Consider the following 25,907-nt stretch of genomic DNA (forward strand, 5'->3'; position numbering starts at 1 on the left):
GGCGTGACCGCCCGGCGCCGGCCACGCTTTACGACTTGTTCAACGGGCAGGCGGCCTGGGGCTTGGGAAACACCTCTTCGCCCTTGAGCACCGATTTCACGTGGTAGTAGTCCCACGATGCCTTGGACTCGGCGGGCGCCTTTACCTGCAACAGCAGCATGTCGTGCACCAGCGCGCCGTCGGCGCGCAGCTTGCCGTTGCGGATCACGGCGTCATTGATGGTCATCTCGCGCAGCTTGGCCATCACGGTCGGGGCGTCGTCGGTGCCGGCCGCCTCGACGGCCTTCAGGTACGACAGCGTGGCCGAATACACGCCCGCCTGCGAAGCGGTCGGCATCTTCTTGGCCTTGTCGAAGAACTTGCGGGCCCAGGCGCGCGAGGCGTCGTCGAAGTCCCAGTAGAAGGCCTCGGTCAGGTACATGCCCTGCGCCTTGGCCAGGCCCATGCTGTGCACGTCCGAGATATACGTCAATAGCGGCGCCACGATCTGCTTCTTGGTGATGCCGAATTCGTTGGCCTGCTTGACCGCGTTGACCGTGTCGTTGCCGGCGTTGGCCAGCGCGATCACATCGGCCTTGGACGCCTGCGCCTTCAGCAGGAACGACGAGAAGTCGTTGCCGGGGAAGGGGTGGCGCGATACACCGACCACGCTGCCGCCGTTTTCCTGGATGACCTCGGTGGCGTCCTTTTCCAGCGAGTGGCCGAAGGTGTAGTCGGCGGTGATGAAGTACCAGGTCTTCTTGCCTTCCTTGACCAGCGCGCGCGCCGTGCCGGCCGCCAGGGCGTAGGTGTTGGTGGTCCATTGCGCATTCAGGGGCGAGCACTTCTCGCCCAGGATGGCGGTGGACAGGCCGGCCGACGGCATCGTCACGCGGTTCTTCTGCCGGGCGATTTCCATCACGGCCAGCGCGGTCGACGCGGTGGGAAAGTCGGTGATCATGTCGACCTTGCCCTGGTCGAACCATTCGCGCGCCAGGTTGGCGGCGACATCGGGCTTGTTCTGGTGGTCGGCGGCCACCACTTCCACCGGCTTGCCCAGCACCTTGTTGCCCATTTCCTCGGCCGCCATGCGGGCCGCGATCACGGAGCCGTTGCCGGCCAGGTCGGAATACACGCCCGACAGGTCGGTCAGCACGCCGACCTTGACGACGTCGTCGCTGATGCCGCCCTGGGCGTGGGCTATGCCTGCCAGGCCAAGGGTGCACAACGCTGCTGCGATTCGATTCAATTTCATCTGACTACGCTCCGGATAGGAATGGGGGGAACTGCGGTCGGAAAACCAGGGGCCACTGCAACGACGGGGAACTGCGCGAACTGTCAGATGCCGAGCAGCGCGTTCAGCCGGTCTTGCGACTGCTGCACGTCGGCCCGGTCGATCACGGCGGCCACCTGGCCGTGCTCGATGACGTAGTGGCGGTCGGCCAGGTGCTGGGCGAAGCGAAAGTTCTGCTCGACCAGCACGGTGGTGTAGCCGCGCTCTTTCAATTGCCGGATCACCCGGCCCAAGGCCTGCACGATCACCGGGGCCAGGCCCTCGGTGATTTCATCGAGCAGCAGCAGGCGCGCGCCGGTGCGCAGGATGCGCGCCATCGCCAGCATCTGCTGCTCGCCGCCGGAAAGCCGCGTGCCGGGGCTGTGGGCACGCTCTTTCAGGTTGGGAAACATGGCGTAGATCTCATCGATCGACATGCCGCCGGGCCCCACCGAGGGCAGCAGCATCAGGTTTTCCTCGGCGGTCAGCGATGCATAGATGCCGCGTTCTTCCGGGCAGTAGCCGATGCCCTTGCGGGCGATCTTGTGCGGCGGCAGGGCGATGGTTTCCTGGCCCATCACCTTGATCGAGCCGCTGCGCCGTCCGACCAGGCCCAGTACCGATTTCAGGGTCGAACTGCGGCCGGCGCCGTTGCGGCCCAGCAGCGTCACGCATTCGCCGGCCCTGACGTCCAGGTCGATGCCGTGCAGGATGTGCGATTCGCCGTACCAGGCGTGCAGGTCGCGGATTTCCAGCATGGCCTGCGAGGTCGTGTCGCGCTGCACGGGAGTGTCGATCGCCAGGGTCTCATTCATCTTCCGCTCCCATGTACGCTTCGCGCACCGCCGGGTTGGCCGCGACCTCGGCATACGGCCCTTCGGCCAGGATTTCGCCACGCTGCAAAACGGTGATGGCATCGCAGATATCGGCCACCACCTTCATGTTGTGTTCCACCATCAGGATGCTGCGGCCCGCAGACACCTGCTTGATCAGATGCTTGACCCGGTCCACGTCTTCGTGGCCCATGCCCTGCGTGGGTTCGTCCAGCAACAGCAGCTCGGGCTCCAGCGCCAGGGTGGTGGCGATTTCCAGCGTGCGCTTGCGGCCGTAGGGCAGGTCGCCGGCCGCCACGTCCAGCTGGCCGCGCAGGCCCACCTGGTCCAGCAATTCGTCCACGCGCTGGTGCAGCCGTTCCAGCGTGCTTTCCGAGCGCCAGAAGCAGTAGTCCACGCCCAGCTTGCGTTGCAGCGCCACGCGCACGTTCTCGCGCACCGACAGTTGCGGGAACACGGCGGAAATCTGGAACGAACGCACGATGCCGCGGCGCGCGGTCTGCGCCGGCCGTTCGGCGGTGATGTCCACGCCGTCGTAGACGATCTGGCCGCGCGTGGGAATGTGGAACTTGGTGAGCAGGTTGAAGACCGTGGTCTTGCCCGCGCCGTTGGGTCCGATCAACGCATGGATCGCCCCGCGCCTGACGCTCAGGTTGACGTCGTTGACCGCCACGAAACCGCGGAATTCCTTGGTCAGGCCCCGGGTCTGAAGGATGATGTCGCTTTGCATGGTGTCCGAGAGGCTGCGGGAGGATGGCGCGGCCTTTGGGGGCCACGCCTATCCTTGATCCGGGGCTGGGTGGCTTACTTCGACTGGTATTGGCGCGGCCGCTTGGCCAGCTGCGCCTCGATGATGGCGGTGCAGCGTTCGCGTTCGGCGCCCACGAGCGGCAGGCGCGGGCGGCGTACGTGCTCGTTGCCCACGCCGGCCAGCGTTTCGGCCAGCTTGATGTTCTGCACCAGCTTGGTCGACACATCCAGGTGCAGGAGCGGCGTGAACCATTGATACAGCGCCAGCGCTTCCTGCCATTTGCCGGCCTTCATCAGGTCATACAGCGCCACGGTTTCGCGCGGGAAGGCGGTCACCAGCCCGGCCAGCAGGCCGTCCGCGCCCAGCGCCAGGGCTTCGAACGACAGGTCGTCCACGCCGATGAACAACTGGTAGCGGTCGCCCAGCGCATTGCGCAGGTCGGTCACGCGGCGGATGTCGTCGCTGCTTTCCTTGATGGCCACCAGCCACTTGCAATCGGCCAGCTCGGCCATGTGTTCCGGCTTCAGGTCCACCCGGTAGGCCACCGGGTTGTTGTAGATCATGCAAGGCTTGGCGGCGGCTTCGGCCATCGTGCGGATGCTCTGCATCGCCTCGCGTGAATCGGCCACGTAGATCAGCGACGGCATCAGCATGAAGCCGTCCACGCCCAGCGCCACGGCTTCCTTGATGAAGCGCAGCGCTTCGCGGGTGCTGGTTTCGGACACATTGGCCAGCACCGGAATGCGGCCGGCGCTGACATCCACGGCGCAACGCGTCACGGCCAGCTTTTCTTCCAGCGTCAGGGTGCTGGCTTCGCCCAGCGAACCGCAGGTGACAAGGCCATGTACGCCGTTGTCGATCAGGAAGCCGAAATGCTTGCGCATGGCTTCGAAGTCGAGGGTTTCGTCGGCATGGAACTTACTGGTTACGGCAGGAAAGACGCCCTGCCAACGCACGTTACTCAACTTGGTTCTCCTCGTAAGGCCGGCGCCGCGAGGGGGGAGCGGCGGGCAGGAGAAAGTCTAATATCGGTTAAATATATTTAGAAGATATTTTGATTTGGGACTTTCCCGAGAGCGGGTTTTCCCCGGGGCAGGTGATAGAAGGGAACGCGGCGGCAGGGCGGCGCCTGCCAACCGCAGGGCGGGCCAGTCAGCCCGACTTGCGCTGGAACGCCCGGCTGGCGTCCTGCATGAAGGTCTTCACGGCCTTCTCGTACTGGGCGCCGCTGCGGAAGGCGCCCGAGTGGGTGGCGCCTTCGATCTTGACCAGCCGCTTCAGGTCCGGCGATACGTTGCGGGCGGCGGCGTAGAGTTCGTCGCTCATGGTGTGCGGCACCACGCGGTCGGCGGTGCCGTGCAGGAACAGCATGGGCGTGTGCATGTCGCCCAGCTTGTCGACCGACGCGAACGGCTGGGTGACGAGCAAGCCGGCCCCCGGCACGCGGCCCCACTTCATGGTCGCCAGCATCGCGCCGATGCTGGTGAAGCTGGCTTCGACGATCAGCCCGGCGAAGTCGGGTTGTTCGGGCCGCGCGGCCAGGTCGATGGCGATGGCCCCGCCCAGGCTGTGCCCGTAGACGAAGCGGCGGGACGCGTCCGGCTGCAGCCGCGCCAGTTCCTTCAGCCCGGCCATGGCGTCTTCCAGCGCGCTGGCCTCGGACGGCAGGCGCGGCGTGGACGCCCCGAAGCCGCGGTAGTCGATCGCCAGCACCGAATAGCCCATGCGGGTCCAGCCGTCGATGCGAAAGGCGCTGCCATTGAGGTTCCAGCGCGCGCCGTGCAGGTACAGCACGGTGGGGGCATTGGCCTGCGGGCTTTGCCAGTACCAGGCGCGCACCTTGTCGCCGTTGGCCAGCGCCAGGTCGTACACCTGGGTGCCTGCGGCGGGTTCCCGCCACCAGGTCTGGGGCTCGGATTGCGGCGAAAAGATGGTCTGGCGCTGCCAGGAATCCAGCTGCGAGCAGCCAACCACGCCGGCGGCGGTCAGCAGGGCGGCGCCGAACAGGCGGCGGAAAGTGAATCGGGGCAGGGCGGGCATGGGAAATATGACCCGCGCGGACGGGCGCGGTTCCGCCGGCAGCATACAACGCTGCCCGGCAGCCGATCGCATCAAGCCGTATCCGGATGCATCTCGCGGGCCAGCGCCAGCCAGGCCTGCGCCGCTTGCGACAGGTAGCCGCCCCGGCGCCACACCAGGCCCATTTCCCATTCCGTCCGGGCATCGCGCAGCGGCACCTGCGCCACGCCCGCGCAGCGTTCCTCGTCGGCCTTGATGCGTGGCAGGAAGGCCACGCCCAGTCCCGCCGTCACCAGCGCCACGATGAAATCGATCTGGCCGCTGCGGGCCGCGACGGCGGGCGCAAAGCCCGCCCGCAGGCAGGCGTCCTGGATGATGCGGTTCAGCGCGAAACCGCTTTCGAACAGAATGAAAGGCGAATCGCGCAGATCGGCCAGGCCCACGGACGCTGCGCCGGCGCAGGGGTGGTCGGCGGGCAGCAGCGCGATCAGCGGTTCGCGCGCCACCGGCTGCCATTCGAAATTGGCCGATTCCGGCCGCAGCGAGGCGGCCAGTTCGATGTCGCCGGCCATGACCATCTCTTCCAGCCGGTGGCCGCCGTGTTCCAGCAGGCTGATCTCGATGCGCGGATAACGGCTGCGAAAGCGCGCGAACATGGGCGCGAACAGCGCATTGCTGCCCAGCGGCGGCAGGCCCAGGCGCAGCACACCGCGCGTCAGGCCGCGCAGTTCATCCAGTTCGGCGTACAGGTCGTCGCGTTCGGCCAACATTTTCACGGCGCGGCGATAGACGATGTCGCCGGCCTCGGTCAGCCGCGGCGGCTGGGCCTGGCGGTCCAGCAAAGGCATGCCGACTTCGTCTTCCAGCTGCCGCACGGCCTTGCTGACCGTGGGCTGGGTCGCGAACACCGTCTTGGCCGCCTGGGAAAAACCGCCTTGGCGAACCACTTCCACCAGCGCGCGCAGGGTACGCAGATCCATGGCTATGCCTATTTCGAATAATGTGAATTCAACAAATTCATTTTATCTATGGCCCGCACCGGCGTAAAACGTTCCCATCCGCTGGAACTGCCCCTATGTCACCCCTGCTCTTGTTTCCTGCCCGCACCCCCGTCCGTTTGCGCAGCCTGCTGCGCCGCAGCCGCGTGCTGCAGATCAGCCTGCTCATCCTGTTTTCGCTGCTGGGGCAGGCGCTGGCCAACGCCGCCGGCCTGCCGGTGCCGGGCGGCGTCATCGGCATGGCGCTGGTGCTGGCGCTGCTGGCCAGCGGCCTGTTGCGCGTGCGCAATGTGCATCGCGGCGCCAACTGGCTGCTGGGTGAGATGCTGCTGTTCTTCGTGCCGGCGGTGATGTCGTTGCTGGATCACCGCGAATTCCTGGGCGTGCTCGGCCTGAAGCTGTTGGTCATCATCCTGGTGGGCACCGCGCTGGTCATGGCCGGCACCGCGCTCACGATCGATCTCTGCTACCGCTGGATGAACCGCCATGCAGGCTGATTTCAATCTGCTGTTCTGGCCGCTGGCGACCGTGCTGGCCTACGTCTGCGCGCGGCGGTTCTACCGCCGCTATGCCTACTGGTGGACGTCCACGCTGGTGGTGGCGCCGGCCCTGCTGCTGCTCCTGGCCCTGGTCTTGCACACCACCTATCGCGACTACATGTCCGGCTCGCATTGGCTGATGATGATGCTGGGTCCGGTCATCGTCGCCTTCGCGCTGCCGCTGTACGAGCAACGCGCGCTGATCCGCCGTTACTGGCCGGTGCTGGTGGCCGGCGTGGCAGTGGGCAGCAGTATCGCGGGCGCCAGCGCCTGGCTGCTGGGCAGCCTGCTTGATTTGCCGCCCGACCTGCGCCTGAGCCTGCTGCCGCGGTCGGTGGCCACGCCGTTCGCCATCGCGGTGTCGTCCCACGTCGGCGGCGTGCCCGACCTGACTGCGGTATTCGTGATCGTCACGGGGGTGTTCGGCGCGGCCATCGGCCAACTGATGCGCGGCTGGTTGCCGCTACGTTCGGCCCTGGCACGTGGCGCGCTGTTCGGCATGGGTGCCCATGGTGCCGGCACCGCCAAGGCTCGCGAACTGGCGGCCGAAGAGGGCGCCGTGGCAGGGCTGGTGATGGTGATGGCCGGCCTGTTCAACGTGCTGGTCACGCCGGCCGTGGTGGCGGGCTTGCTGGCCTAGAGGACGCGGCGTCAGTGCAGCGCTTCCAGCACGACCGGGTACAACGACGCCACCAGCAGCAGCGCCATGCCGATGTTGAACGCGCGGATCGCCCAGGGCTTGTGCAGCACGCGGCGCAGCGCCGTGCCGAACGTGACCCAGATGCCGATGCTGGGCAGGTTGACGATGCCGCATACCACCGTGGCGATGACCAGGTTGGCAAAGAAGCCGGCTTGCGGCGTGTAGGTCGCCACCACGCCCACCGCCATCACCCAGGCCTTGGGATTGACCCACTGGAACGCCGCCGCCTGCAGGAAGGTCAGCGGCTTGGCGCGGGCCTCGCCTTCTTCCATGCCGCCCGAATTGGCGATCTTCCAGGCCAGGTACAGCAGGTAGGCGGCGCCCACGTACTTCAGCACGGTGTACAGCACGGGCACCTGTTGGAACACCGAGCCCAGGCCGATGCCCACCAGGAAAATCATCAAGGTAAAGCCCAGGTTCACGCCCAGCAGGTGCGGCATGCTGCGGCGAAAGCCGAAATTCAGGCCCGACGAAGCCAGCATCACGTTGTTCGGGCCGGGCGTGATCGAGCTGACCAGGGCGAACAATGCCAGGGGGCCCAGCAACGACAACGAGGCAAGCGGCACTTCGGCCAGATTGGCGGGGAACAGCGTCATTTCTTGACTCCAACGATCGCGCGGCGTCCGCCGGCGATGACCACGATGACGGCGGCGGCAAACAGGAACGTCGCCAGGTCCACCGACTCACCAAAAAACAGGGCCGCGGCCAGCACCGTCAGGAACGGTTGCAGCAGCTGGATCTGGCCGACTCGGGCGATGCCGCCCGCGGCCAGGCCGCGGTACCAGGCAAAAAAACCCACGAACATCGACCCGAACGCCAGGTAAGCGCAGGCCGAAACGACGTTCGCGCCGGGCCAGGCGGCCTGCTGCGAGGCCATCCAGCCCACCGGTACCGCGATCACCGGCGCGCTGATGGCGAGCGCCCAGCAGATGGTGCGCCAGCCGCCCAGGGTGCGCGCGGCGCGGGCGCCTTCGGCGTAGCCCATCCCGCCCAGCACCACGGCCAGCAACAGCCAGAAGTCGCCGACGGCCAACGTGCCGTGTCCCTGGCGCAGGGCGAACGAGCACACGAGCGCGGCGCCCACCATCGCCCAGGCCCAGAACGATGGCGATGGCCGTTCGCCACTGCGCCAGGCGGCGAACGCTGCGGTCGACAGCGGCAACAGGCCATTGAACACCGCGCCGTGCGACGACGATACGCTCTGCATCGCCAATGTCGACGCCAGGGGCCAGCCCACCACGATGCCCACCGCCGCCAGGATCACGCCAGGCCATTCACGGCGGTCGGGCCGGCGGCTGCGGGTGATCCAGAGCAGGGCCAGCGCCGGTACGGCGGCCAGCAGGGCGCGTCCCAGGCCCACCAGCAACGGCGGCAGTTCGGACACCGCCACGCGGGTCATCGGCAGGGTCAGCGAAAAGATCAGTACGCCCAGCAAGCCATAGCCATAGCCTTCCCAGGGCGACGCCTGCGACGCAGCGGGGGCGGCCTGGGGCGAGGGGTACAGCACGGATCGGCGCATGGGGAACATCCAGAAAACAGGGCCCCATGGTCGCCACTTGCGGGTCTGGGGCATTGCTGTCACTCTACGCATAGTTATCGGTACAGTACCGGTACACTTTGGCATATCACTTTAACCACTGGCCTGGTGAAATCCCCATGACAGTTGCTTCCCCCTCCTTGCCCTGGCAGCCCGTGCGCCAGGCCGATGCCACCCTGGTGGCGCAATTGGCCGACGGCCTGGCCCGCCGCATCGACGAACAGGGCCTGCGGCCGGGCACCCGCCTGCCGTCCATCCGCAAGATGGCCGAGCAGTCCGGCGTCAGCCGCTTCACGGTGGTGGAAGCCTACGACCGGCTGGTGGCGCGCGGGCTGGTGCAGTCGCGCCGCGGTGCGGGCTTTTTCGTGCGCGCCCGCAGCGGCCCGCTGGCCGCCGCGGCAGCGCCCGCGCTCCCCCCGTTTGCCCCGCCGGTGCGCATTGATGTGGCCTGGCTGCTGCGCAGCATGTTTCGCGAGGGCGGAGGCCCCGGCATGCCGGGCGGCGCCGGCCTGCTGCCTGCCGAATGGCTCGACCCCGACATGGTCGCCGGCGCCGTGCGCGCCGTGGGCCGGTCGGTGCGTGGCCAACTGGTGTCCTACGGGCATCCCCAGGGCTTCGCGCCGCTGCGCCAGCAGGTTGCCGCCTCGTTGCAGAGCGAAGGGGTGCCGGCCCACCCCGAACACAACCTGTTGACCACCAACGGCGTCACCCATGGCCTGGACCTGATCGCCCGCCACCTGGTGCAGCCCGGCGATGTCGTGTTGGTCGAGGACCCCGCCTGGTTCGTCATCTTCGGGCGCCTGGCCGCCTTCGGCGCCCGCCTGATCGGCGTGCCGCGCGGCCCCGACGGCCCGGACATCGCGCTGCTCGAACAACTGGCGGCGCAGCACAAGCCCAAGCTGTTCATCATCAACAGCGCCGTCCACAACCCAACCGGCCATACGCTGTCGGCCGGTGTCGCCTACGACATCCTGCGCATCGCCGAGCGCCACGATTTCATGGTGGTCGAAGACGACACCTACGGCGACCTGCACCCCGGCCGTGCCATGAAACTGGCCGTACTGGATCGGCTCAACCGCGTCATCCTGGTCAGCGGCTATTCCAAGATGCTGGCCGCCAGCCTGCGGGTCGGCTACGTGGCCGCCAACCCCGACATCCTGCAGAAACTGGCCGACCTGAAAATGCTGGCGGGGCTGACCTCGCCCGAACTGGGCGAACGGGTGGTGCACCGGGTGCTGATGGAAGGGCAGTACCGGCGCCACATCGAGCGCGTCCGCCTGCGGGTCGACGAGGCGCGCCAGCGCTGCATCAAGGGGCTGCTGAAACTGGGCCTGACGATTCCGCACGAGCCGCACGCCGGCATGTTCGTCTGGGCCGATTGCGGCCGTGACAGCGAGGTGCTGGCCCGCGCCGCCGCCGACCGCGGCATGCTGCTGGCCCCGGGCACGCTGTTTTCGCCGTCCCAGGCGCCGTCCACCATGCTGCGCTTTTCCGTGTCGATGGCCGACGATCGCGGCGTCTGGACGGTGCTGGAAAAACTGTTCGCCTGAAACCGCCCCTACAATCAATAATATTCAGCTGTCCCCATCAAGGAATCGCCATGTCCGCACCCATCAAGCCCCTTACCGAGAACTTCGCCGTCGCCCCGCAACTGGGTCCCGACGACATGGCCGACGTGGCCGCTGCCGGCTATAAAAGCGTCATCATCAACCGTCCCGACTTCGAAGGCGGCCCCGACCAGCCCACCGCGGCCGACGTCTCCAAGGCCGCCGTCGCCGCCGGCCTGAAAATCGAATACCAGCCCGTGGTGGGCAGCGCCATGACCGCCGCCGACGTGGTGCGTTTCGCCGAACTGCTGCGCACCCTGCCGGGTCCGGTGCTGGCGTACTGCCGCACCGGCACCCGCTGCACCAACCTGTTCGCCGCTGCCCAGCAGCTGGGTTGACGCGCATCAAGCGCCCCAGGTTCGCTTGATGTGAACCTGGCGGGTTTCCGGTAGCATTGAACTTCCTCTCAAACAGGAGCAGGCAAGATGTTCAAGAAGATCCTGATTCCCACCGACGGCTCGCCGCTGTCGGCCCAAGCCGCCAACGCTGGCATTTCCTTCGCACGTTCCGTGGGCGCCGACGTCGTCGCGCTCTACGTGACGCAGCCTTTCGCCGCCACCATCGGTTTTGACGGCATGGCCGCCGCCTACGCCATTACCGACGAAGACTACGAAAAGGCCTCCGCCGAACAGGCCGACAAGTACCTCAAGCAGATCACCGACCGCGCCGACACCGGCGGCGTGAAGGCCGAGGCGCGCGCCGTGTCCAACTTCAACGTGGCAGACGGCATTGTCCAGGCCGCCGCCGACGCCGGTTGCGACCTGATCTTCATCGGCAGCCACGGCCGCAGCGGCCTGTCGCGCCTGCTGCTGGGCAGCGTCACGGCCAAAGTGCTGTCGCTGGCCAGCACCGCCGTGCTGGTCTACCGCGTCAAGGAAGAAAAGAAGTAATCGCCGACCGCGTCAGGCGGCTGTCAGGCCGCCCGGCGTCGCCAGGCCGAAACCCTGGTCGGCGCACCCGCAAGCCCCTCGTCTTCCGAGGGGCTTTTTTCATGTCCGGGCCGCCATCTGCGCCAGCCCCTATGGCGCTTATGGCTAAAGCTTGTAAACGCGCGCGCGGCGCGTAATATTTACGGATAAGTGCGGGCGCGGTTTCGCAATATCCCGAGCACACCTCTCACGCGGCATGGCGCCCGCCGCGGCAGCGTCCGGTCGGACCCTGCCGTCCATTCCTGGTGATTACTGCAAGGAACGAGGCCATGACTCGCAAGACGCCTATCGAGCTATACCGGAATATCGGCATCAGCGCCCATATCGACGCGGGCAAGACGACGACCACCGAGCGCATCCTCTTCTATACCGGTATCACCCACAAGATCGGCGAGGTGCACAACGGCGCCGCCGTGATGGACTGGATGGAACAAGAGCAGGAACGCGGCATCACCATCACCTCCGCCGCCACCACCGCCTTCTGGAAAGGCATGGCCGGCAACTATCCCGAACACCGCATCAACATCATCGATACGCCGGGCCACGTCGACTTCACCATCGAGGTCGAACGCTCCATGCGCGTGCTGGACGGCGCCGTGATGGTCTACGACGCCGTGGGCGGCGTGCAGCCGCAATCCGAAACCGTCTGGCGCCAGGCCAACAAGTACCGCGTGCCGCGCCTGGCATTCGTCAACAAGATGGACCGCGTCGGTGCCGACTTCCTGCGCGTGCAGCGGCAGATCGCCGAACGCCTGAAGGGCGATGCCGTGCCGGTGCAACTGCCGGTGGGCGCCGAAGACGGCTTCGAAGGCGTCATCGACCTGGTCAAGATGAAAGCCATCATCTGGGACGACGCCAGCCAGGGCGTGCGCTTCGAATACCGCGACATTCCGCCCGCGCTGCAGGCGCAGGCCCAGGAATGGCACGACAAGATGGTCGAGAAAGCCGCCGAGGCCAACGAGACGCTGCTCGAAAAGTACCTGGGCGGCGAACCCCTCACCGAAGCCGAGATCAAGCAGGGCCTGCGCCAGCGCACGGTCGCCAACGAAATCGTCCCCATGTTGTGTGGCAGCGCGTTCAAGAACAAGGGCGTGCAGGCCATGCTCGACGCCGTGATCGACTACCTGCCGTCGCCGGTCGACGTGCCCGCCATCAAGGGCCACGACGAACGCGACCACGAAATCGAACGCCATCCCACCGACAAGGAACCCTTCTCGGCGCTGGCCTTCAAGATCATGACCGACCCCTTCGTCGGCCAGTTGGTCTTCTTTCGGGTGTATTCGGGGGTGGTCAAGTCCGGCGACTCGGTCTACAACCCGGTCAAGGGCAAGAAAGAGCGGCTGGGCCGCATCCTGCAGATGCACGCCAACGAACGGCGCGAGATCACCGAAGTCTACGCGGGCGACATCGCCGCGGCCGTGGGCGTCAAGGACGTCACCACGGGCGACACGCTGTCCGATCCCGCGCACGTCATCGTGCTCGAACGCATGGTCTTCCCCGAGCCGGTCATTTCGCAGGCAGTCGAACCCAAGACCAAGGCCGACCAGGAAAAAATGGGTATCGCCCTGGGCCGACTGGCGCAGGAAGATCCCTCGTTCCGCGTGCGCACCGATGAAGAATCCGGCCAGACCATCATTTCAGGCATGGGCGAATTGCACCTGGAAATCCTGGTCGATCGCATGAAGCGCGAATTCGGCGTGGAAGCCACCGTGGGCAAGCCCCAGGTGGCCTACCGCGAAACCATCCGCAAGACCTGCGACGAAGTCGAAGGCAAGTTCGTCAAGCAGTCGGGCGGCCGGGGCCAGTATGGCCACGTCGTGCTCAAGCTCGAACCGCAAGAGCCGGGCAAGGGCTATGAATTCGTCGACGCCATCAAGGGCGGCGTGGTGCCGCGCGAGTTCATCCCCGCGGTGGACAAGGGCATCCGCGAAACCCTGAACGCCGGCGTGCTGGCCGGCTACCCGGTGGTGGACGTCAAGGTGACCCTGTTCTTCGGGTCGTACCACGATGTCGACTCCAACGAAAACGCCTTCAAGATGGCGGGTTCGATGGCCTTCAAGGACGGCATGCGCCGGGCCGACCCGGTGCTGCTCGAACCCATGATGCAGGTCGAGGTCGAAACGCCCGAAGACTTCACCGGCAACGTCATGGGTGACCTGTCGTCGCGCCGCGGCATGGTGCAAGGCATGGAAGACATCGCCGGGGGCGGCGGCAAAGTGGTGCGCGCCGAAGTGCCGCTGGCCGAGATGTTCGGCTATTCGACCTCGCTGCGTTCCCTGACGCAGGGCCGCGCCACCTACACGATGGAGTTCAAGCACTACGCCGAAGCGCCTCGCAACGTGGCGCAGGAAGTCATCGCCGCGCAAGGCACGGGCCGCTGATCTTCGGCGGGCGGCTGTCGGCAGGAGGGTCTCTGCCGACGGCTGCAATCCTTCGGGAGTTGTCGGCGGTGGTCAACCCGCGGTCGACAGCCCCGGCCTCACGCGGGCGCGGCGGCCGCCGCCGCGCGGGTCCGCAGCCGCGCCGACGCCAGCTTCACCCCCAGCAGGATCATCACGAAGCCGTAGGCGTGGAACAGTTGCGGCGCCTCGCCCAGCAGCGGCCAGGCCAGCAGCGCGGCATACACCGGCACCAGGAACATCGACAAGCCCGCCGTCGCCGGCCCGGCCCGGCTGATCAGCCGGCCGTAGACGTAGTACGCGCCCAGGCTGGGCACCACCGCCAGAAACAGCAGCACCGCCGCCAGGCGCGGATCGGTCCAGGGCGGCGTCGCCCCGGTCGCGGCTTCGATACCGGCAAAGGGCGCCAAGGCAATCACCCCGCCCAGCATCATCGTCGCCAGGCGCGCGCTGTCCGGTACCGCAGGCAGCGTCAGGCGTTTTTGCAGCACGGTGTAGAACGCCCAGCCGGTGGCCGCCAGCAGCACCCACAGGTCGCCCTGGCCGAACGCCAGCCGCGCCAAGGCGTGGGCGTCGCCGCGTGTCAATACGACCAGCACGCCGCCCAGCGCCAGCGCCAGGCCGGCCGCGCGCAGCGGCGGCAGCGGCTTGCGCCACAGCAGCGCTTCCAGCAGCGCCACCAGGATCGGGCTGCACGAAAAGATCAGGGCGATGTTGGTGGCGCTGGTGGACTGGGCGCCGATGTATTGCGGCGCCACGGCCACGCCCATGCCCAGCACCGCCAGCGGCAGCAACGCGGGCAAGCCGCGCCAGAGCGCCTGGCGATGCCGCAGCAGGGCCGGCGCGGCCAGCGGCAGCAGGATCAACAGGGCGATCAGCCAGCGGCCGAAGGCCAGGAAAACAGGGGGAAGGGCGGCGTCGTGGGCCCAGCGGGCGGCCACCATATTCGAGGCGAATAGCGCCGGCGCGGCCAGGAGCATGGCGGTGCCGGACAGGCCCAGGCCGGTTCTTGCGGGTACTGCTGCTGCATGAGACATGATTTTCCGCCGCGCGGATCGACGCGCGGCATGCTGCGGTGGACGCCCGGCGCGGGGGCCGGGTTGTGCCGCGGCGCTTCACGCTGGATACGACGGGCGGGGTGGTGCCCGTCTTGCTGGAAAGTCTACGGCCAGGCCGGGAAAATAGGTTTCCTGATTCCCGCCGTATTGCGTGAAAAAGGAAAAGGGTTATCCCCTAAAATCCACTTTTGCAGGGAAATTCTCTTTTACGGATCCGCCGCCGTGTCCACCGCCCCGAAAATCGACGAAACCGACCGCAAGATCCTGCGCGCGCTGCGCACAGACGGGCGGCTCACCAACCTCAAGCTGGCCGAGCAGGTCGGTCTGTCGCCCACGCCATGCTGGAACCGGGTCAAGGCCCTGGAGGACGCCGGTGTCATCGAAGGGTATGCCGCGCTCTTGAACCAGAAGGCGCTGGGCCTGCCGGACACGGTCATGATCGAAGTCACGCTCGAACACCACGACGACGACACCCTGGCGCGCTTCGGCGACGCCATCACGCGCTTGCCGCAGGTGGTCGAGGCGTTCCTGGTCACCGGCGAATACGACTACCTGATCAAGGTGGCCGTGGCCGGTACCGAAGGCTACGAGGAATTCCTGCGCAAACGGCTCTACAAGCTGCCCGGCGTACGGCACAGCCGCTCCACCTTCGTGCTCAAGCGCCTGAAGCACACGCCGTCGGTCGAACCCTGACGGCGCGGGCGGGCCTGGGGGCTGGCAGCCGCGCGCAGGCCGTTGATCGGCTACCCGCCTAGCCGTGCAGAAAGGCTTCGATGGCGCCGTTGAAGGCGCGCGGATTGCCCAGGTTCATGCCGTGGGACGAACCCGCGATGGTCACGCGCCGCGATTGCGGCAGCCATTGTTCCAGCATGTCGAGCAGGGCGGGGTAGGGAGCAGGGCTGAGCGCCCCGCCGATCAGCAGCGTGGGCAGCGTAATCGACCCGATTTCGGCGGCGCCCAGTGCGGCGGGCGTCTCGCGGGCCTGGCCGAACAGCGTGCCGACGTTGTCGCGCACCATGTCCTTGAACCACGGCACCATGCGCTGCCAGGTGTCCGGCCCGGTCACAGTATCGACGAACAGCGCCAGGCCTTCCTCGATGGCGCCATCGCGGATCAATTCCAGCGCACGCTGGCGAAAACCGCCACGCGCATCGTCATCGCCGGGCAATGCCAGGCCGGGGTCGGCCAGCGTCAGGCTGCGCAGTGCATCGGGCCGCGTCAGGGCGGCTTCCAGCGCCACGCGGCCGCCGCGAGAATGTCCTACCAGGTGGGCCGGTTCGCCCGCCACGCGGTCGATGAATTCCAGTACGTCGGCGGCGTGTTGCGCCACCGAAAAACCGTCGCCTTCGCCGTCCCAGGTCTCGGGCCAATAGCGCCGCAGGCACACCGCCAGCACCCGGAACGAGCGTCCCAGCGGCGCCATCTGCGATTTCCAGTAGCGGCTGTCGGACAGCGAACCGTGCACCAGCACCAGGGGCGCACCCTCGCCGTATTCGGTATAGGACAGGGCGTAGCCGCCGATCTCGGCGGTTTGCAGGGGCAGGACGGGTTCGGAACGCATGGGATACGGGTAGGAAAGCCAGGCCCGCATTTTAGGCTGATACACTCGTTTCCCGATTTATTCCCTTCGAACGGAGTCTGCCAGATGTCATCCGCCACGCCCGCCGAGCTTCCCGAATCCGCCCAGCGCGTCGCCCGCCTGTTGCAGCAACTGGGCCACGACAAGCCCGTGGTGGTGCTACCGCAAACCGGCAAGACCTCGGCGGAAGCGGCGGCGGGCCTGGGCTGCGAAGTCGCGCAGATCGCCAAGTCGATCATCTTCCGCCGCGCGGCCGATGACGCGCCGGTGCTGGTCATCGCCAGCGGCATCAATCGCGTGGACGAGGCCAAGGTCGCGGAACAGGTCGGCGCGCTGGCCAAGGCCGACGCCAGGTTCGTGCGCGAAATGACCGGCTACGCCATCGGCGGCGTCTGCCCCATAGGCCACGCCGTCAAGCCGGTCATGCTGCTCGACCAGGACCTGTTCCAGTACGACAGCCTGTGGGCGGCAGCGGGGCATCCGCACGCCGTGTTCAACCTGACTCCGCAGCAATTGGCCGCCATGACGGGGGCGCCCGTGGCTGACGTCGCCCAGCGCGCCTGAGACGGCGCCGGGCGTGGCACGGGCAGGTTCATCGCTTCCTGCTTGCGGCGGGACGGCGGCCTGACCAAGGCATCGGCCCGGCCGCGTCAGTGCGGCCGCGCCTCCAGGTCGTCGATCAACACCTGCAACCGGCCCCGTGAGCAGGCCTCGACCCGGCCTTGCACCCCGTACACCGTCGCCAACGCCGCCGGGGTGATCACCGCGGCAGGCGCCCCGGCCGCCACCAGCCGGCCGCCATGGATCATCACTGCGCGGTCGGCATGTTGCAACGCCACGTTCAAGTCGTGCAGCACGATCACGGTGATCAGGCCGTGGTCTTCGGTTTCCTGCTTCAACAGCCGCATCACATGGAACTGGTAATTCAGGTCCAGCGCCGATAGCGGTTCGTCCAGCAGCAGCACCCGTGGGCGCCGCACCAGCGCCTGGGCCAGCCCCACCAGCTGCTTCTGCCCGCCGGACAGGGCATCCAGGTAGTGCAGGGCCAGGTGGCCGATGCCCAGCCGTTCCAGCAGGCGGTCAATGTCGTGCAGGCTGGCCGGCGGTCCTACGGCTTCGCTGGCGCGGGCCGCCACCAGCACCGATTCGAACACCCGCAGGTGCACGGCCGCCGGCAGGCTTTGCGGCAGATACACCAGGTGCCGCGCGCGGGTTGCGAAGTCCTGCTGCACCAGGTCCAGCCCATCCAGCCTCGCATGGCCGCTGCGCACCCGCACCAGGCCCGCCAGGGCCTTGAGCAGCGTCGATTTACCGCTGCCGTTCGGCCCCAGCAAGGCGGTGACTTCGCCCGCCTTCAGCTCGGGCAGCGACAGGTCGTGCAACACGTCCGCTGCGCCGTAGCCTGCCGTGACGTGGCCGATGGCCAAGGCCGCACGCGGTGCCATTGCCGCGGTCATGGCAGGCTCCGGCGCAGCACCACCGCCACGAAAAAGGGGATGCCGATCAACGAGGTCACGATGCCCACCGGCACGATCACGCCCGGCGCCAGGTTCTTCGATGCGACCGAGGCCAGCGACAGGATGACCCCGCCCACCAGGGCGCTGGCCGGCAGGAAAAAGCGGTGGTCTTCGCCCACCAGCCGCCGGGCGATGTGCGGCGCAATCAGGCCGATGAAGCCGATGGTGCCGACAAACGCCACCGCCAGCGCCGACAGCAGGCTGACGCGCGCCAGGGCGGTGACGCGCACCCGGCGTACGTCCACGCCAAAGCTGGCGGCGCGCTCTTCGCCCAACCGCAGCGCCGTCAGTTTCCAGGACTGCCGCATGGCCAGCGGCAAGGCCAGCGCGAACGCCAGTCCCAGCGCGGCCACCGTCGTCCAGCTGGACCGCGCCAGGCTGCCCATGGTCCAGAACACCAGGTTCTGCAGCGCCTCGGCGCTGGCCGTGAATTGCACCAGCGACACCAGGGCGTTGAAGGTAAACACCATGGCGATGCCGAACAGCACCACGCCGGACGTCTGCATGCCGCCGCGGCGCGCCACGACATCCAGCATCAGGGCGGCCAGCATCGCGAACAGGAACGCGTTGCCGGCGATCAGCCAGCCGTCCGGAATGCCGGGCAGGCCCAGCCCCAGTACGATCGCCAGCGATGCGCCGAAGGCGGCGGCCGACGACACGCCCAGGGTGAACGGGCTGGCCAGCGGGTTGTTCAGGATGGTCTGCATTTCGGCGCCGGCCAGGCCCAGTGCCATGCCCACCAGAGCCGCCATCAGCGCATAAGGCAGCCGGATATCCCAGACGATGACCCGCAGCGTCGGGTCCGCGGCGTCCGGTGCGGTCAGGGTGCGCCACAGCTCGCCCCAGCCCAGGCCCGAGGGCCCCAGGGTGAAATCCAGCAGCAGCCCAATGAAAATCGCCGCCAGCAGCAGGGCGATGAGCCCCGCGCGGCGGCGCAGGATATGCCGGTAAGCGGCGACCGCGGATGCGGCGTCGGCCATTACTGCAGCAGTTGCAGGCGGCTCTTGGCCGTGCTGGCGGCCGGTGCGTTGGGATAATCGCGGACGATGCGCTGCAGCGTCGTCTTGGCGCCGGCGCGGTTGTTCATTTCGATCTGGCTGCCGGCAATGACCAGCAGCGCGTCGGGCGCGCGGCCGTTGTCCGGGGCCTTTTGCACCATGGCGTACAGCTGTTCGATCGCGCCCTTGAAGTCCTTCAGGGCGTAGCGGCTGCTGCCCAGGTAGAACTGGGCGCTGGGGGCCAGCTGGCTGTTGGGGTAGAGCGCGGTGAAGGCAGCCAGCGATTCGGACGCTTCCTTGTACTGGCCCTTGCGGAACAGGTCGATGGCGCCGTCATAGGCCGCTTGCTCCTGCGGATCGCCGGCGGTCGCGCCCGGCGGGTTGGCGCCGCCTGCGGCACCGCCCGGCTTGTTGGCGCTGGGCTGCTGGCGCGACACCAGTTCGAGCTGGTCGCGCAACTGGGCAACTTCCTGCTGCAGGGCTTGAATCTGATCGGCCAATTGGAGCTTGGCGCGTTGGCTCTGCTCGTTCTGCTGCTGTACTTGCTGGCGCAAATCCAGGATGGCCTTGCGGGCCTCATCATCGGAAAAAGCGTGGGCGGGCGCCGTCAGGGCCGCAAGCACCAGGCCGGTGGCCGCAATCAAAGGACGCAGGGACAGAACGTTATCGCGCATGAAAATTCCCGGGTATAAAAACAAACGTCGGGACGGCCGGCTGACCGTCCCGACGCGTGGTGGGGCACTTGGCTATACGAAAAGCTTAACGCTGATATTCGATATCGGCGCGGCGGTTTTCCGCAAAGTCGGCTTCCGACGTACCAGTCGCCTTCGGCTTTTCTTTACCAAAGCTGATGGTCTCGATCTGGTTGTCGCTGACGCCCAACAGGGTCATCATGCGACGCACGGCGTCGGCACGGCGCTGGCCCAGGGCCAGGTTGTATTCGGCGCCGCCGCGTTCGTCGGTGTTGCCTGCGATCTTGATTTTCTGCTGCTGGTGCGAAGCCAGGTAACGGGCGTGGGTTTCCACCAAGCCGCGGTACTGGTCGGACACCGTGTAGCTGTCGAAGTCAAAGTACACCGAGCGCTGTTGCGCCAGGATGCTTTGGGGGTTGAAGGGATCAAGGATCTGGCCAGAGGCCGATCCTTGGCCAGCGCCTCCGCCCTGACCCGCTTTATCGTCGAGAGGGACGGAGCTGCAAGCTGCCAGGGTGGCGGCCAGAGCGGCGATGGTTAGGCTTTTGGCAATGCGCGACTTCATGATAGTTCCTTTGCAAAGAGAGTCACACGTGTTATCGGGTAAATGGGCCCCAAGTCGGTTCACGTATTTCCCCGTTCAGTACCGAAAGCGTTTGTCGTACGCGGCCATCGCTCGATACGCCAGCAAGCACGCTACGGCCATTTTGGATGGCGGCGTAAAGCACTTGCATGCCGTTCGGCGCGAAGCTTGGCGACTGATCGTCACGACCATCGGTCAACAAGTTCTCCGAGCCGGAGGACAGGTTCAACGATGCAATCCGGAACGCGCCGTCGCGTCTGGCAACGTACAGCAACGTCGATCCATCGGGGGAAATTCGGGGTGAGATGTTGTAACCACCATTAAACGTGAGGCGGCGAGCATCGCCACCGTCCAGGCCGGTTTGATAAATCTGCGGCCCGCCGCTGCGGTCACTGGTAAAGATAATGGAACGGCCGTCTGGCGTAAAGCTCGGCTCGGTGTCAATCCCGGGAGAACGCGTAACTCGCTTCATATTCGAGCCGCCGGCCGCACTAACGATGTAAATTTGCGACAAACCGTCACGCGTCAGGGCCACGGCCAGCTGGGTGCCATCGGGCGACCAACCGGGGGCGCTGTTGTTGCCCTTGAAGTTGGCGACCGGCACGCGGGCGCTGGTGGCCAGGGTGTGAACGTACACGACCGGTTTGCCGGATTCGAAGCTCACGTAGGCCAGCTTGGCGCCATCGGGCGACCAGGACGGCGAAATGATCGGCTCGCGCGAACGCAGGGCGACCTGCGGGTTCTGCCCGTCGGCGTCAGCCACTTGCAGTTCGTAGGTCGGGCCTTGCTTGAGCACGTAGGCGATGCGGGTCGAGAACACACCGCGCACGCCGGTGATCTTTTCATAGATGCGGTCGGCGATCTGGTGGGCCACGCGGCGCAGTTCCTGCTCGGTGCCCGAGAACGCCACGCCGTCCAGCTGACCCTTCTTGACCGTGTCGGCCAGGCGGTAGCGCACGTCGTAGCGGCCATCGCTGCCACGCACGATGCTGCCGTAGGCGATGAAGTCGGCACCCTTGCCGCGCCAGTCATCGTGGGCGATGGGCGAATCGACGTTCAGGCCCGAACCGGCGGCGCTGATCAGGCGGAACTGGCCCGTGCGGGTGAGGTCGGCGCGAATCACTTCAGCCAGGGCGCGGCCATGGGTGTCATCCACCGCGAAATCGGCGATGGCGACCGGATATTGGGTGGCGCCGGTACCCGAGATGTCGACACGAAGCTGCGCCTGGGCGGGCTTCATGGCCATCAGGCAGGCCAGCGCGAGCAGCAGCAGTCCGAGTCCGTACAGTCGCCACAGGGCGGGTTGGGGGGCTCGTCGGCTAGGGGCGGGAGTCATAATCAGCAATCTCCTGTCTATTAGTACATGCTGTACTCACCGTAGATACTCGGTTCGTAGCGGCCATTAGAAGGTTTCGGGAACGGGTTGCAGCGGCGGATGCCGCTTTCGATTGCGCGGTCAAATGCGGGAATACCCGAAGATCTGGTAATCGTAACCGCAGTGACCTTTCCGTCTGAGGTATTCAACTTTACTTGGTATTCGGCCGTCGGGTTATCGGCACCGCTGCGAGGCGGCGTCGGGTAGGCCACGCCCGGCTGCACGCAAGCGCGCACCTTGGCGCCGTAGCCCGCATCGCGGCCACCCGCGCCACCGGTCTGGTTGCGGTCGGCGGTGCCGCCCGGGATGCCGGCTGCGCCCAGGGCGTCGTTACGGAAGGCGTCCTTCAGCGCCTTGTCGGCGGCGGCCTTCTTGGCGGCTTCTTCCTTGGCCTTCTTCTCGGCAGCGGCCTTTTCGGCCGCGGCTTTCTCTGCCGCGGCCTTGTCCGCGGCCGCCTTTTCAGCAGCCGCCTTGTCGGCAGCGGCCTTTTCGGCGGCCGCCTTCTTGGCGGCGTCTTCCTTGGCCTTCTTCTCGGCAGCGGCCTTGTCAGCCGCGGCCTTTTCCGCGGCAGCCTTGTCGGCCGCAGCCTTCTCGGCCGCCTGGCGTTCCTGCTCCAGGCGCTTCTTTTCCTTCAGTTCAGCCTGCTTGCGCTCTTCTTCCAGGCGCGCCTTTTCCTTGGCGGCCTCGGCGGCCTGGCGGGCCTGCTCTTCCTGTTCGCGCTTTTTCTTGGCTTCCTGCAGCGCGATTTCCGGATCCTCTTGTTCGGTCTTGGGCTGGACCTGGGGTTCCGGCTTGGGCGGCGGGGGCGGTGGTTCGGGTGCCTTTTGGGGCTCCGGCTCGGGCTGCGGCTTGGGTTGAGGCTGCGGCTTGGGCGGTTCGGGCTGGGGCTTGGGCGGGGTCGCGTCCGGCGACACGCCGTCGGCCCACAGTTGCACTTGCACGGGGCCCGGGGTTTCGGTGCGCCAGTTCAGGTTGAAGATCAACACGGCCAGCAGCAGCGCGTGCACCAGCAACGCCAGGATCAAGGCGATCCGGTTGTCGTTGTTGGGCGGCGTGGCCGGGGGGCCGCTGTGGTGTCGAATAATGGGTGGCGTCATGAGCGTTGCAAGCCGGCAGGGCCGGCGGAGGGCGTCGCGTTAGCGTTTTTTCGCGGGGGCAGGCTGATTGCCGCCGGCGGACTGGTCCACCAGCAGGCCCAGGCGGGTAATGCCATTGGTACGCAGTTCGTCCATGACCTTCACGACCGTCTCGTAGGGCACCTTGCCGTCGGCTGCGATCACCACCGGGGTTTCGGCGGTGATGCGCGAGCGCACCTGGGCCACCAGTTCGGGGCGGGCGATGTCTTGCAGGGTGGCGCCGGGCTCGCGCATGCGCAGCGCGATCTTGCCGTCTTCCGAAATCTGGACTTCAAGCGGCTTGACCGGCACGTCCGATGCCGCGCCCACCGAGGGCAGCTGGATCAGGCCCGGCGTGATAAGGGGTGCGGTCACCATGAAGATGACCAGCAGCACCAGCATCACGTCGATGTACGGCACCACATTGATGTCGGCCTTCATGCGGCGGCCGGACCTGCCGCGCGAGCTTACCGAGGGCATTAGCGCACCTGCCGTTGCAGAATGTTCAGGAACTCATCGACGAAGCTGTCGAAACGGATCGAGATGCGGTCGATGTCGTTGGTGAAGCGGTTGTAGGCGACGACGGCCGGAATGGCGGCGAACAGGCCGATGGCGGTGGCGATCAGCGCTTCGGCGATACCGGGGGCCACCGAGGCCAGCGTGGCCTGCTGCATGTTCGACAGGCCGATGAAGGCGTGCATGATGCCCCACACGGTGCCGAGCAGGCCGATGTACGGCGACACCGAACCGGCCGAGGCCAGGAAGTTCAGGTGCGATTCCAGCGCGTCCATTTCGCGCTGGTAGGCGGCGCGCATGGCGCGGCGCGGGCCGTCCAGCAGGGCGGTGGCGTCGCTGCCGGCGTTGCCGCGGCGGGCCTTCAGGAATTCGGTCATGCCGGCATCGAAGATGCGGGCCAGGGCGCCTTGCTCGTCGCGGCGCGAGGCCACGGCCTGTTGCAGCATGGACAGATCGCCGCCGGACCAGAAGTCGTCTTCGAAACGGCGGGTCTGGGCGTGGGCGCGCTTGATGGCGAGCCGCTTGGCGAAGATGTACGTCCAGGACATGATCGAGATGCCCAGCAGCATCAGCATGATCAGCTGGACCGGCACGCTGGCGTGCGAAATCAACGAAAGCAACGACATGTCGTTGGTGGCTTGCATGGTTATTCCTGAATTGATTCCAGTTTGGCGCGGACGTCGGCCGGTAGTTCCACCGGCCGCATGTTGACGGCATCGACGCAGCAGACTTGGATGTTGCCTTCGGCAAGCAGTTCCCCGTCCCGTTCTGCGCGCTGCGCGAAGTGTATCGAAGCGCGGCCCAATTTTGTGACCCGGCTGCGAATAGTTAGCAAATCGTCCAGTTTGGCAGGCTTGCGGTAGGACATGTCCAGCGAGCGGACAACGAACAGGCGTTGCTCGCCGGTGGCCAGATCGGATTGGTTGACCCCCAGGTCGCGCAACCACTCGGTGCGGGCGCGTTCCAGGAATTTCAAGTAGTTAGCGTAGAAAACCACCCCGCCCGCATCCGTGTCTTCGTAGTAGACGCGGACTTGCAGGCGGGATTCGGCGGACTTCGGATCGGTCACGATGCGGGCTTCGATAATGCGGGTCGGGACGCGAAAAGTCCGTAGTTGCTTTAGGGTTTACAGCGTGTCGAGTTTCGTCAGCACCGTCTCAAGCGCGGACTCTACCGGAATCTTGGCCGCTTCGGTTTCGCGACGGGCCTGCAATTCCACCACACCGTCGTTCAATCCGCGTTCTCCAACTGTTACACGCAGCGGAGCGCCGATCAATTCCCACTCGGCAAACATCACGCCGGGGCGGGCATCGCGGTCGTCCAGGATGACGTCCACGCCACGCGCCAGCAGCGATTCGTACAGCTTCAGGGAGGTGTTACGCACGGTTTCGCTTTTGCCCCAGCCCACCGGGCAGATCACCACTTCGAACGGGGCGATGGCGCGGGGCCAGATGATGCCGCGGGCATCGTGGTTCTGCTCGATGGCGGCGCCGACGATGCGGGTCACGCCGATGCCGTAGCAGCCCATTTCCAGGGTGGCCGGCTTGCCGGTTTCGTCCAGGAAGGTGGCCTTCAGGGCTTCGGAGTATTTCTTGCCCAGGTAGAAGACGTGGCCCACTTCGATGCCGCGCTGGATGGACAGCGTGCCCTTGCCGTCCGGCGACGGGTCGCCCGCGACCACGTTGCGCAGGTCGGCCACGAGCTCGGGTTCGGGCAGGTCACGTCCCCAATTAACGCCCTGGATGTGGAAGTCTTCACGGTTCGCGCCGCAGACGAAGTCGGCCATGTTGGCCACGGTGCGGTCGGCAATGACGTGCACCGGACGGGCGGTGCGGACCGGGCCCAGGTAACCCGGCTTGCAGCCGAAGTGCTCGACGATCTCGGTTTCCGTGGCAAAACGGAAGCCGGCCAGGCCCGGCAGCTTGCCAGCCTTGATTTCATTGAGTTCGTGGTCGCCGCGCAAGAGCAGCAGCCAGACGTCGACCTTGCCCTTTTCGCCGTCGGTGGCCAGGACGATGGACTTCACCGTCTGTTCGAGCGGGATGCCCAGCAGGCGGGCCACGTCTTCGCACTTGGCCGCGCCCGGGGTCGCCACGTCGGCCATCGCCTGGGTGGCGGCGCCGCGCGTCGGGTACAGGCTGACCGCCTCGGCCAGTTCGATGTTGGCGGCGTAGTCGGTCTCGGCGTTGTAGACCAGCAGGTCTTCGCCGGTCTCGGCGATGACCTGGAATTCATGGCTGCGGGTGCCCCCGATCGAGCCCGTATCGGCGGCCACGGCGCGGAATTCCAGGCCCAGGCGACCGAAAATGCGCATGTAGGCGGCGTACATGTTGTCGTAGCTGCGCTGGGCGCCGGCTTCGTCGCGGTCGAAGGAGTAGGCGTCCTTCATGGTGAATTCGCGGCCGCGCATCAGGCCGAAGCGCGGGCGGCGCTCGTCCCGGAACTTGGTCTGGATGTGATAGAAATTCAGCGGCAGCTGGCGGTAGCTGTGGATTTCGTTGCGGGCGATGTCGGTGATCACCTCTTCCGAGGTGGGCTGCAGCACGAAATCGCGCTGGTGCCGGTCCTTGATGCGCAGCAGTTCGGCGCCGTATTGCTCCCAGCGGCCCGATTCCATCCAGAGCTCGGCCGGCTGGACCACCGGCATCAGCAGCTCGATCGCGCCGGAGGCGTTCATTTCCTCCCGGACGATGGCCTCGACCTTGCGGATGATCTTCAGGCCCAGGGGCATGTAGGTGTAGATGCCGCCCGCGAGCTTGCGGATCATCCCGGCCCGGGTCATCAGCTGGTGGCTGGCGACTTCGGCTTCGGAAGGGGCTTCTTTGAGGGTGTTGATGTGGTAGTTGGATGCGCGCATGTTTAAAGGTGGCAGCAGATACGTATAATCGACTGTAATTGTATTGAATTCGG

At 66.5% G+C, this 25,907-nt stretch carries 28 protein-coding genes; 8 read left to right on the forward strand and 20 right to left on the reverse strand.

Annotated features, from left to right (window positions below; genetic code table 11):
* Nucleotides 1-28: 28 nt before the first annotated feature.
* The 6 genes from AC6LJ2_RS21300 to AC6LJ2_RS21325 form a co-directional block, all read right to left on the reverse strand.
* Nucleotides 29-1,234 carry an ABC transporter substrate-binding protein gene (locus tag AC6LJ2_RS21300; protein WP_498152133.1) on the reverse strand — a complete coding sequence of 402 codons (1,206 nt, stop codon included), beginning with the start codon at nt 1,232-1,234 and terminating at the stop codon, nt 29-31.
* A gap of 83 nt (nt 1,235-1,317) precedes the next feature.
* The gene (locus tag AC6LJ2_RS21305; RefSeq protein WP_445658175.1) at nt 1,318-2,067 is read right to left on the reverse strand and encodes an ABC transporter ATP-binding protein; all 750 of its coding nucleotides are present in this window, start codon (nt 2,065-2,067) and stop codon (nt 1,318-1,320) included.
* Nucleotides 2,060-2,815 carry an ABC transporter ATP-binding protein gene (locus AC6LJ2_RS21310; RefSeq protein ID WP_263914173.1) on the reverse strand — a complete coding sequence of 252 codons (756 nt, stop codon included), beginning with the start codon at nt 2,813-2,815 and terminating at the stop codon, nt 2,060-2,062. Before AC6LJ2_RS21310 ends, AC6LJ2_RS21305 begins: the two co-directional genes overlap by 8 nt.
* A 74-nt stretch (nt 2,816-2,889) precedes the next feature.
* Nucleotides 2,890-3,801 (reverse strand): dihydrodipicolinate synthase family protein, encoded by a 912-nt coding sequence (locus AC6LJ2_RS21315; RefSeq protein WP_498152134.1) that lies wholly within the window; start codon nt 3,799-3,801, stop codon nt 2,890-2,892.
* A 187-nt stretch (nt 3,802-3,988) separates the two neighbouring features.
* Entirely contained in the window at nt 3,989-4,876 is an 888-nt protein-coding gene (locus AC6LJ2_RS21320; protein ID WP_445658176.1) for an alpha/beta hydrolase, read from the reverse strand.
* 71 nt (nt 4,877-4,947) lie between these two features.
* Nucleotides 4,948-5,835, reverse strand: coding sequence for a LysR family transcriptional regulator (locus tag AC6LJ2_RS21325; RefSeq protein WP_498152135.1), 888 nt, complete (start codon nt 5,833-5,835; stop codon nt 4,948-4,950).
* A gap of 95 nt (nt 5,836-5,930) precedes the next feature.
* On the opposite strand from AC6LJ2_RS21325, the gene AC6LJ2_RS21330 reads away from it, so the two are divergent.
* Together AC6LJ2_RS21330 and AC6LJ2_RS21335 are read left to right on the forward strand one after the other, a co-directional pair.
* Entirely contained in the window at nt 5,931-6,350 is a 420-nt protein-coding gene (locus AC6LJ2_RS21330; protein WP_263914170.1) for a CidA/LrgA family protein, read from the forward strand.
* The gene (locus AC6LJ2_RS21335) at nt 6,340-7,032 is read left to right on the forward strand and encodes an LrgB family protein (protein ID WP_263914169.1); all 693 of its coding nucleotides are present in this window, start codon (nt 6,340-6,342) and stop codon (nt 7,030-7,032) included. The genes AC6LJ2_RS21330 and AC6LJ2_RS21335 overlap by 11 nt, the downstream gene beginning before the upstream one ends.
* 11 nt (nt 7,033-7,043) lie before the next feature.
* On the opposite strand, the gene AC6LJ2_RS21340 is transcribed toward AC6LJ2_RS21335, so the two are convergent.
* Nucleotides 7,044-7,688 (reverse strand): LysE family translocator, encoded by a 645-nt coding sequence (locus tag AC6LJ2_RS21340; protein ID WP_263914168.1) that lies wholly within the window; start codon nt 7,686-7,688, stop codon nt 7,044-7,046.
* On the reverse strand, nt 7,685-8,611 hold the full coding sequence (locus AC6LJ2_RS21345) for a DMT family transporter (protein ID WP_498152136.1): 927 nt from the start codon (nt 8,609-8,611) through the stop codon (nt 7,685-7,687). Before AC6LJ2_RS21345 ends, AC6LJ2_RS21340 begins: the two co-directional genes overlap by 4 nt.
* A 173-nt stretch (nt 8,612-8,784) precedes the next feature.
* Here AC6LJ2_RS21345 and AC6LJ2_RS21350 point away from each other — a divergent pair, with 173 nt between their 5' ends.
* From AC6LJ2_RS21350 to fusA, 4 genes are all read left to right on the forward strand, one after another.
* Nucleotides 8,785-10,179 (forward strand): aminotransferase-like domain-containing protein, encoded by a 1,395-nt coding sequence (locus tag AC6LJ2_RS21350; protein ID WP_263914277.1) that lies wholly within the window; start codon nt 8,785-8,787, stop codon nt 10,177-10,179.
* A 50-nt stretch (nt 10,180-10,229) separates the two neighbouring features.
* Nucleotides 10,230-10,574 carry a protein tyrosine phosphatase family protein gene (locus AC6LJ2_RS21355; RefSeq protein WP_263914166.1) on the forward strand — a complete coding sequence of 115 codons (345 nt, stop codon included), beginning with the start codon at nt 10,230-10,232 and terminating at the stop codon, nt 10,572-10,574.
* Nucleotides 10,575-10,661: 87 nt separating this feature from the next.
* Nucleotides 10,662-11,126 carry a universal stress protein gene (locus AC6LJ2_RS21360; protein ID WP_025137487.1) on the forward strand — a complete coding sequence of 155 codons (465 nt, stop codon included), beginning with the start codon at nt 10,662-10,664 and terminating at the stop codon, nt 11,124-11,126.
* 308 nt (nt 11,127-11,434) lie between these two features.
* Complete coding sequence (gene fusA, locus AC6LJ2_RS21365; protein WP_263914165.1) at nt 11,435-13,546, forward strand: elongation factor G; 2,112 nt, start codon at nt 11,435-11,437, stop codon at nt 13,544-13,546.
* 98 nt (nt 13,547-13,644) lie between these two features.
* On the opposite strand, the gene AC6LJ2_RS21370 is transcribed toward fusA, so the two are convergent.
* Nucleotides 13,645-14,601: a DMT family transporter gene (locus tag AC6LJ2_RS21370; protein ID WP_263914164.1), complete on the reverse strand. Its 957-nt coding sequence runs from the start codon at nt 14,599-14,601 to the stop codon at nt 13,645-13,647.
* 243 nt (nt 14,602-14,844) lie between these two features.
* Here AC6LJ2_RS21370 and AC6LJ2_RS21375 point away from each other — a divergent pair, with 243 nt between their 5' ends.
* Nucleotides 14,845-15,315, forward strand: coding sequence for an Lrp/AsnC family transcriptional regulator (locus AC6LJ2_RS21375; RefSeq protein ID WP_175195561.1), 471 nt, complete (start codon nt 14,845-14,847; stop codon nt 15,313-15,315).
* A gap of 58 nt (nt 15,316-15,373) precedes the next feature.
* Here the strand turns inward: AC6LJ2_RS21375 and AC6LJ2_RS21380 are convergent, their stop codons facing one another.
* Nucleotides 15,374-16,183, reverse strand: coding sequence for an alpha/beta fold hydrolase (locus tag AC6LJ2_RS21380; protein WP_445659127.1), 810 nt, complete (start codon nt 16,181-16,183; stop codon nt 15,374-15,376).
* Nucleotides 16,184-16,267: 84 nt separating this feature from the next.
* On the opposite strand from AC6LJ2_RS21380, the gene AC6LJ2_RS21385 reads away from it, so the two are divergent.
* A complete protein-coding gene (locus AC6LJ2_RS21385) occupies nt 16,268-16,765 on the forward strand; it encodes a YbaK/EbsC family protein (protein ID WP_263914162.1) in 498 nt (165 codons plus the stop codon).
* Between the two features lie 86 nt (nt 16,766-16,851).
* Here AC6LJ2_RS21385 and AC6LJ2_RS21390 read toward each other — a convergent pair whose 3' ends face one another.
* The 10 genes from AC6LJ2_RS21390 to AC6LJ2_RS21435 all read right to left on the reverse strand — a co-directional run bounded on the left by AC6LJ2_RS21390 (nt 16,852) and on the right by AC6LJ2_RS21435 (nt 25,854).
* Entirely contained in the window at nt 16,852-17,658 is an 807-nt protein-coding gene (locus AC6LJ2_RS21390; RefSeq protein WP_498152137.1) for an ABC transporter ATP-binding protein, read from the reverse strand.
* Nucleotides 17,655-18,698, reverse strand: a complete 1,044-nt coding sequence (locus AC6LJ2_RS21395) for a FecCD family ABC transporter permease (RefSeq protein WP_263914160.1) — start codon at nt 18,696-18,698, stop codon at nt 17,655-17,657. Before AC6LJ2_RS21395 ends, AC6LJ2_RS21390 begins: the two co-directional genes overlap by 4 nt.
* Nucleotides 18,698-19,390, reverse strand: coding sequence for a tol-pal system protein YbgF (gene ybgF, locus AC6LJ2_RS21400; protein ID WP_498152138.1), 693 nt, complete (start codon nt 19,388-19,390; stop codon nt 18,698-18,700). The genes AC6LJ2_RS21395 and ybgF overlap by 1 nt, the downstream gene beginning before the upstream one ends.
* Before the next feature lie 85 nt (nt 19,391-19,475).
* Nucleotides 19,476-19,973, reverse strand: a complete 498-nt coding sequence (gene pal / locus AC6LJ2_RS21405; protein ID WP_025137478.1) for a peptidoglycan-associated lipoprotein Pal — start codon at nt 19,971-19,973, stop codon at nt 19,476-19,478.
* Between the two features lie 31 nt (nt 19,974-20,004).
* The gene (gene tolB / locus AC6LJ2_RS21410) at nt 20,005-21,327 is read right to left on the reverse strand and encodes a Tol-Pal system beta propeller repeat protein TolB (protein WP_498152139.1); all 1,323 of its coding nucleotides are present in this window, start codon (nt 21,325-21,327) and stop codon (nt 20,005-20,007) included.
* 20 nt (nt 21,328-21,347) lie between these two features.
* Nucleotides 21,348-22,463, reverse strand: a complete 1,116-nt coding sequence (gene tolA, locus AC6LJ2_RS21415) for a cell envelope integrity protein TolA (RefSeq protein WP_263914158.1) — start codon at nt 22,461-22,463, stop codon at nt 21,348-21,350.
* A gap of 39 nt (nt 22,464-22,502) precedes the next feature.
* Nucleotides 22,503-22,961, reverse strand: coding sequence for an ExbD/TolR family protein (locus AC6LJ2_RS21420; protein WP_006392914.1), 459 nt, complete (start codon nt 22,959-22,961; stop codon nt 22,503-22,505).
* On the reverse strand, nt 22,961-23,641 hold the full coding sequence (gene tolQ / locus AC6LJ2_RS21425) for a protein TolQ (protein ID WP_025137474.1): 681 nt from the start codon (nt 23,639-23,641) through the stop codon (nt 22,961-22,963). The genes AC6LJ2_RS21420 and tolQ overlap by 1 nt, the downstream gene beginning before the upstream one ends.
* A 2-nt stretch (nt 23,642-23,643) precedes the next feature.
* Nucleotides 23,644-24,066, reverse strand: a complete 423-nt coding sequence (ybgC, locus tag AC6LJ2_RS21430; RefSeq protein WP_025137473.1) for a tol-pal system-associated acyl-CoA thioesterase — start codon at nt 24,064-24,066, stop codon at nt 23,644-23,646.
* A gap of 57 nt (nt 24,067-24,123) precedes the next feature.
* Nucleotides 24,124-25,854, reverse strand: a complete 1,731-nt coding sequence (locus AC6LJ2_RS21435) for a proline--tRNA ligase (RefSeq protein WP_263914157.1) — start codon at nt 25,852-25,854, stop codon at nt 24,124-24,126.
* Nucleotides 25,855-25,907 lie beyond the last annotated feature (53 nt).

The sequence above is a fragment of the Achromobacter sp. 1014246743 genome, from assembly GCF_059760725.1.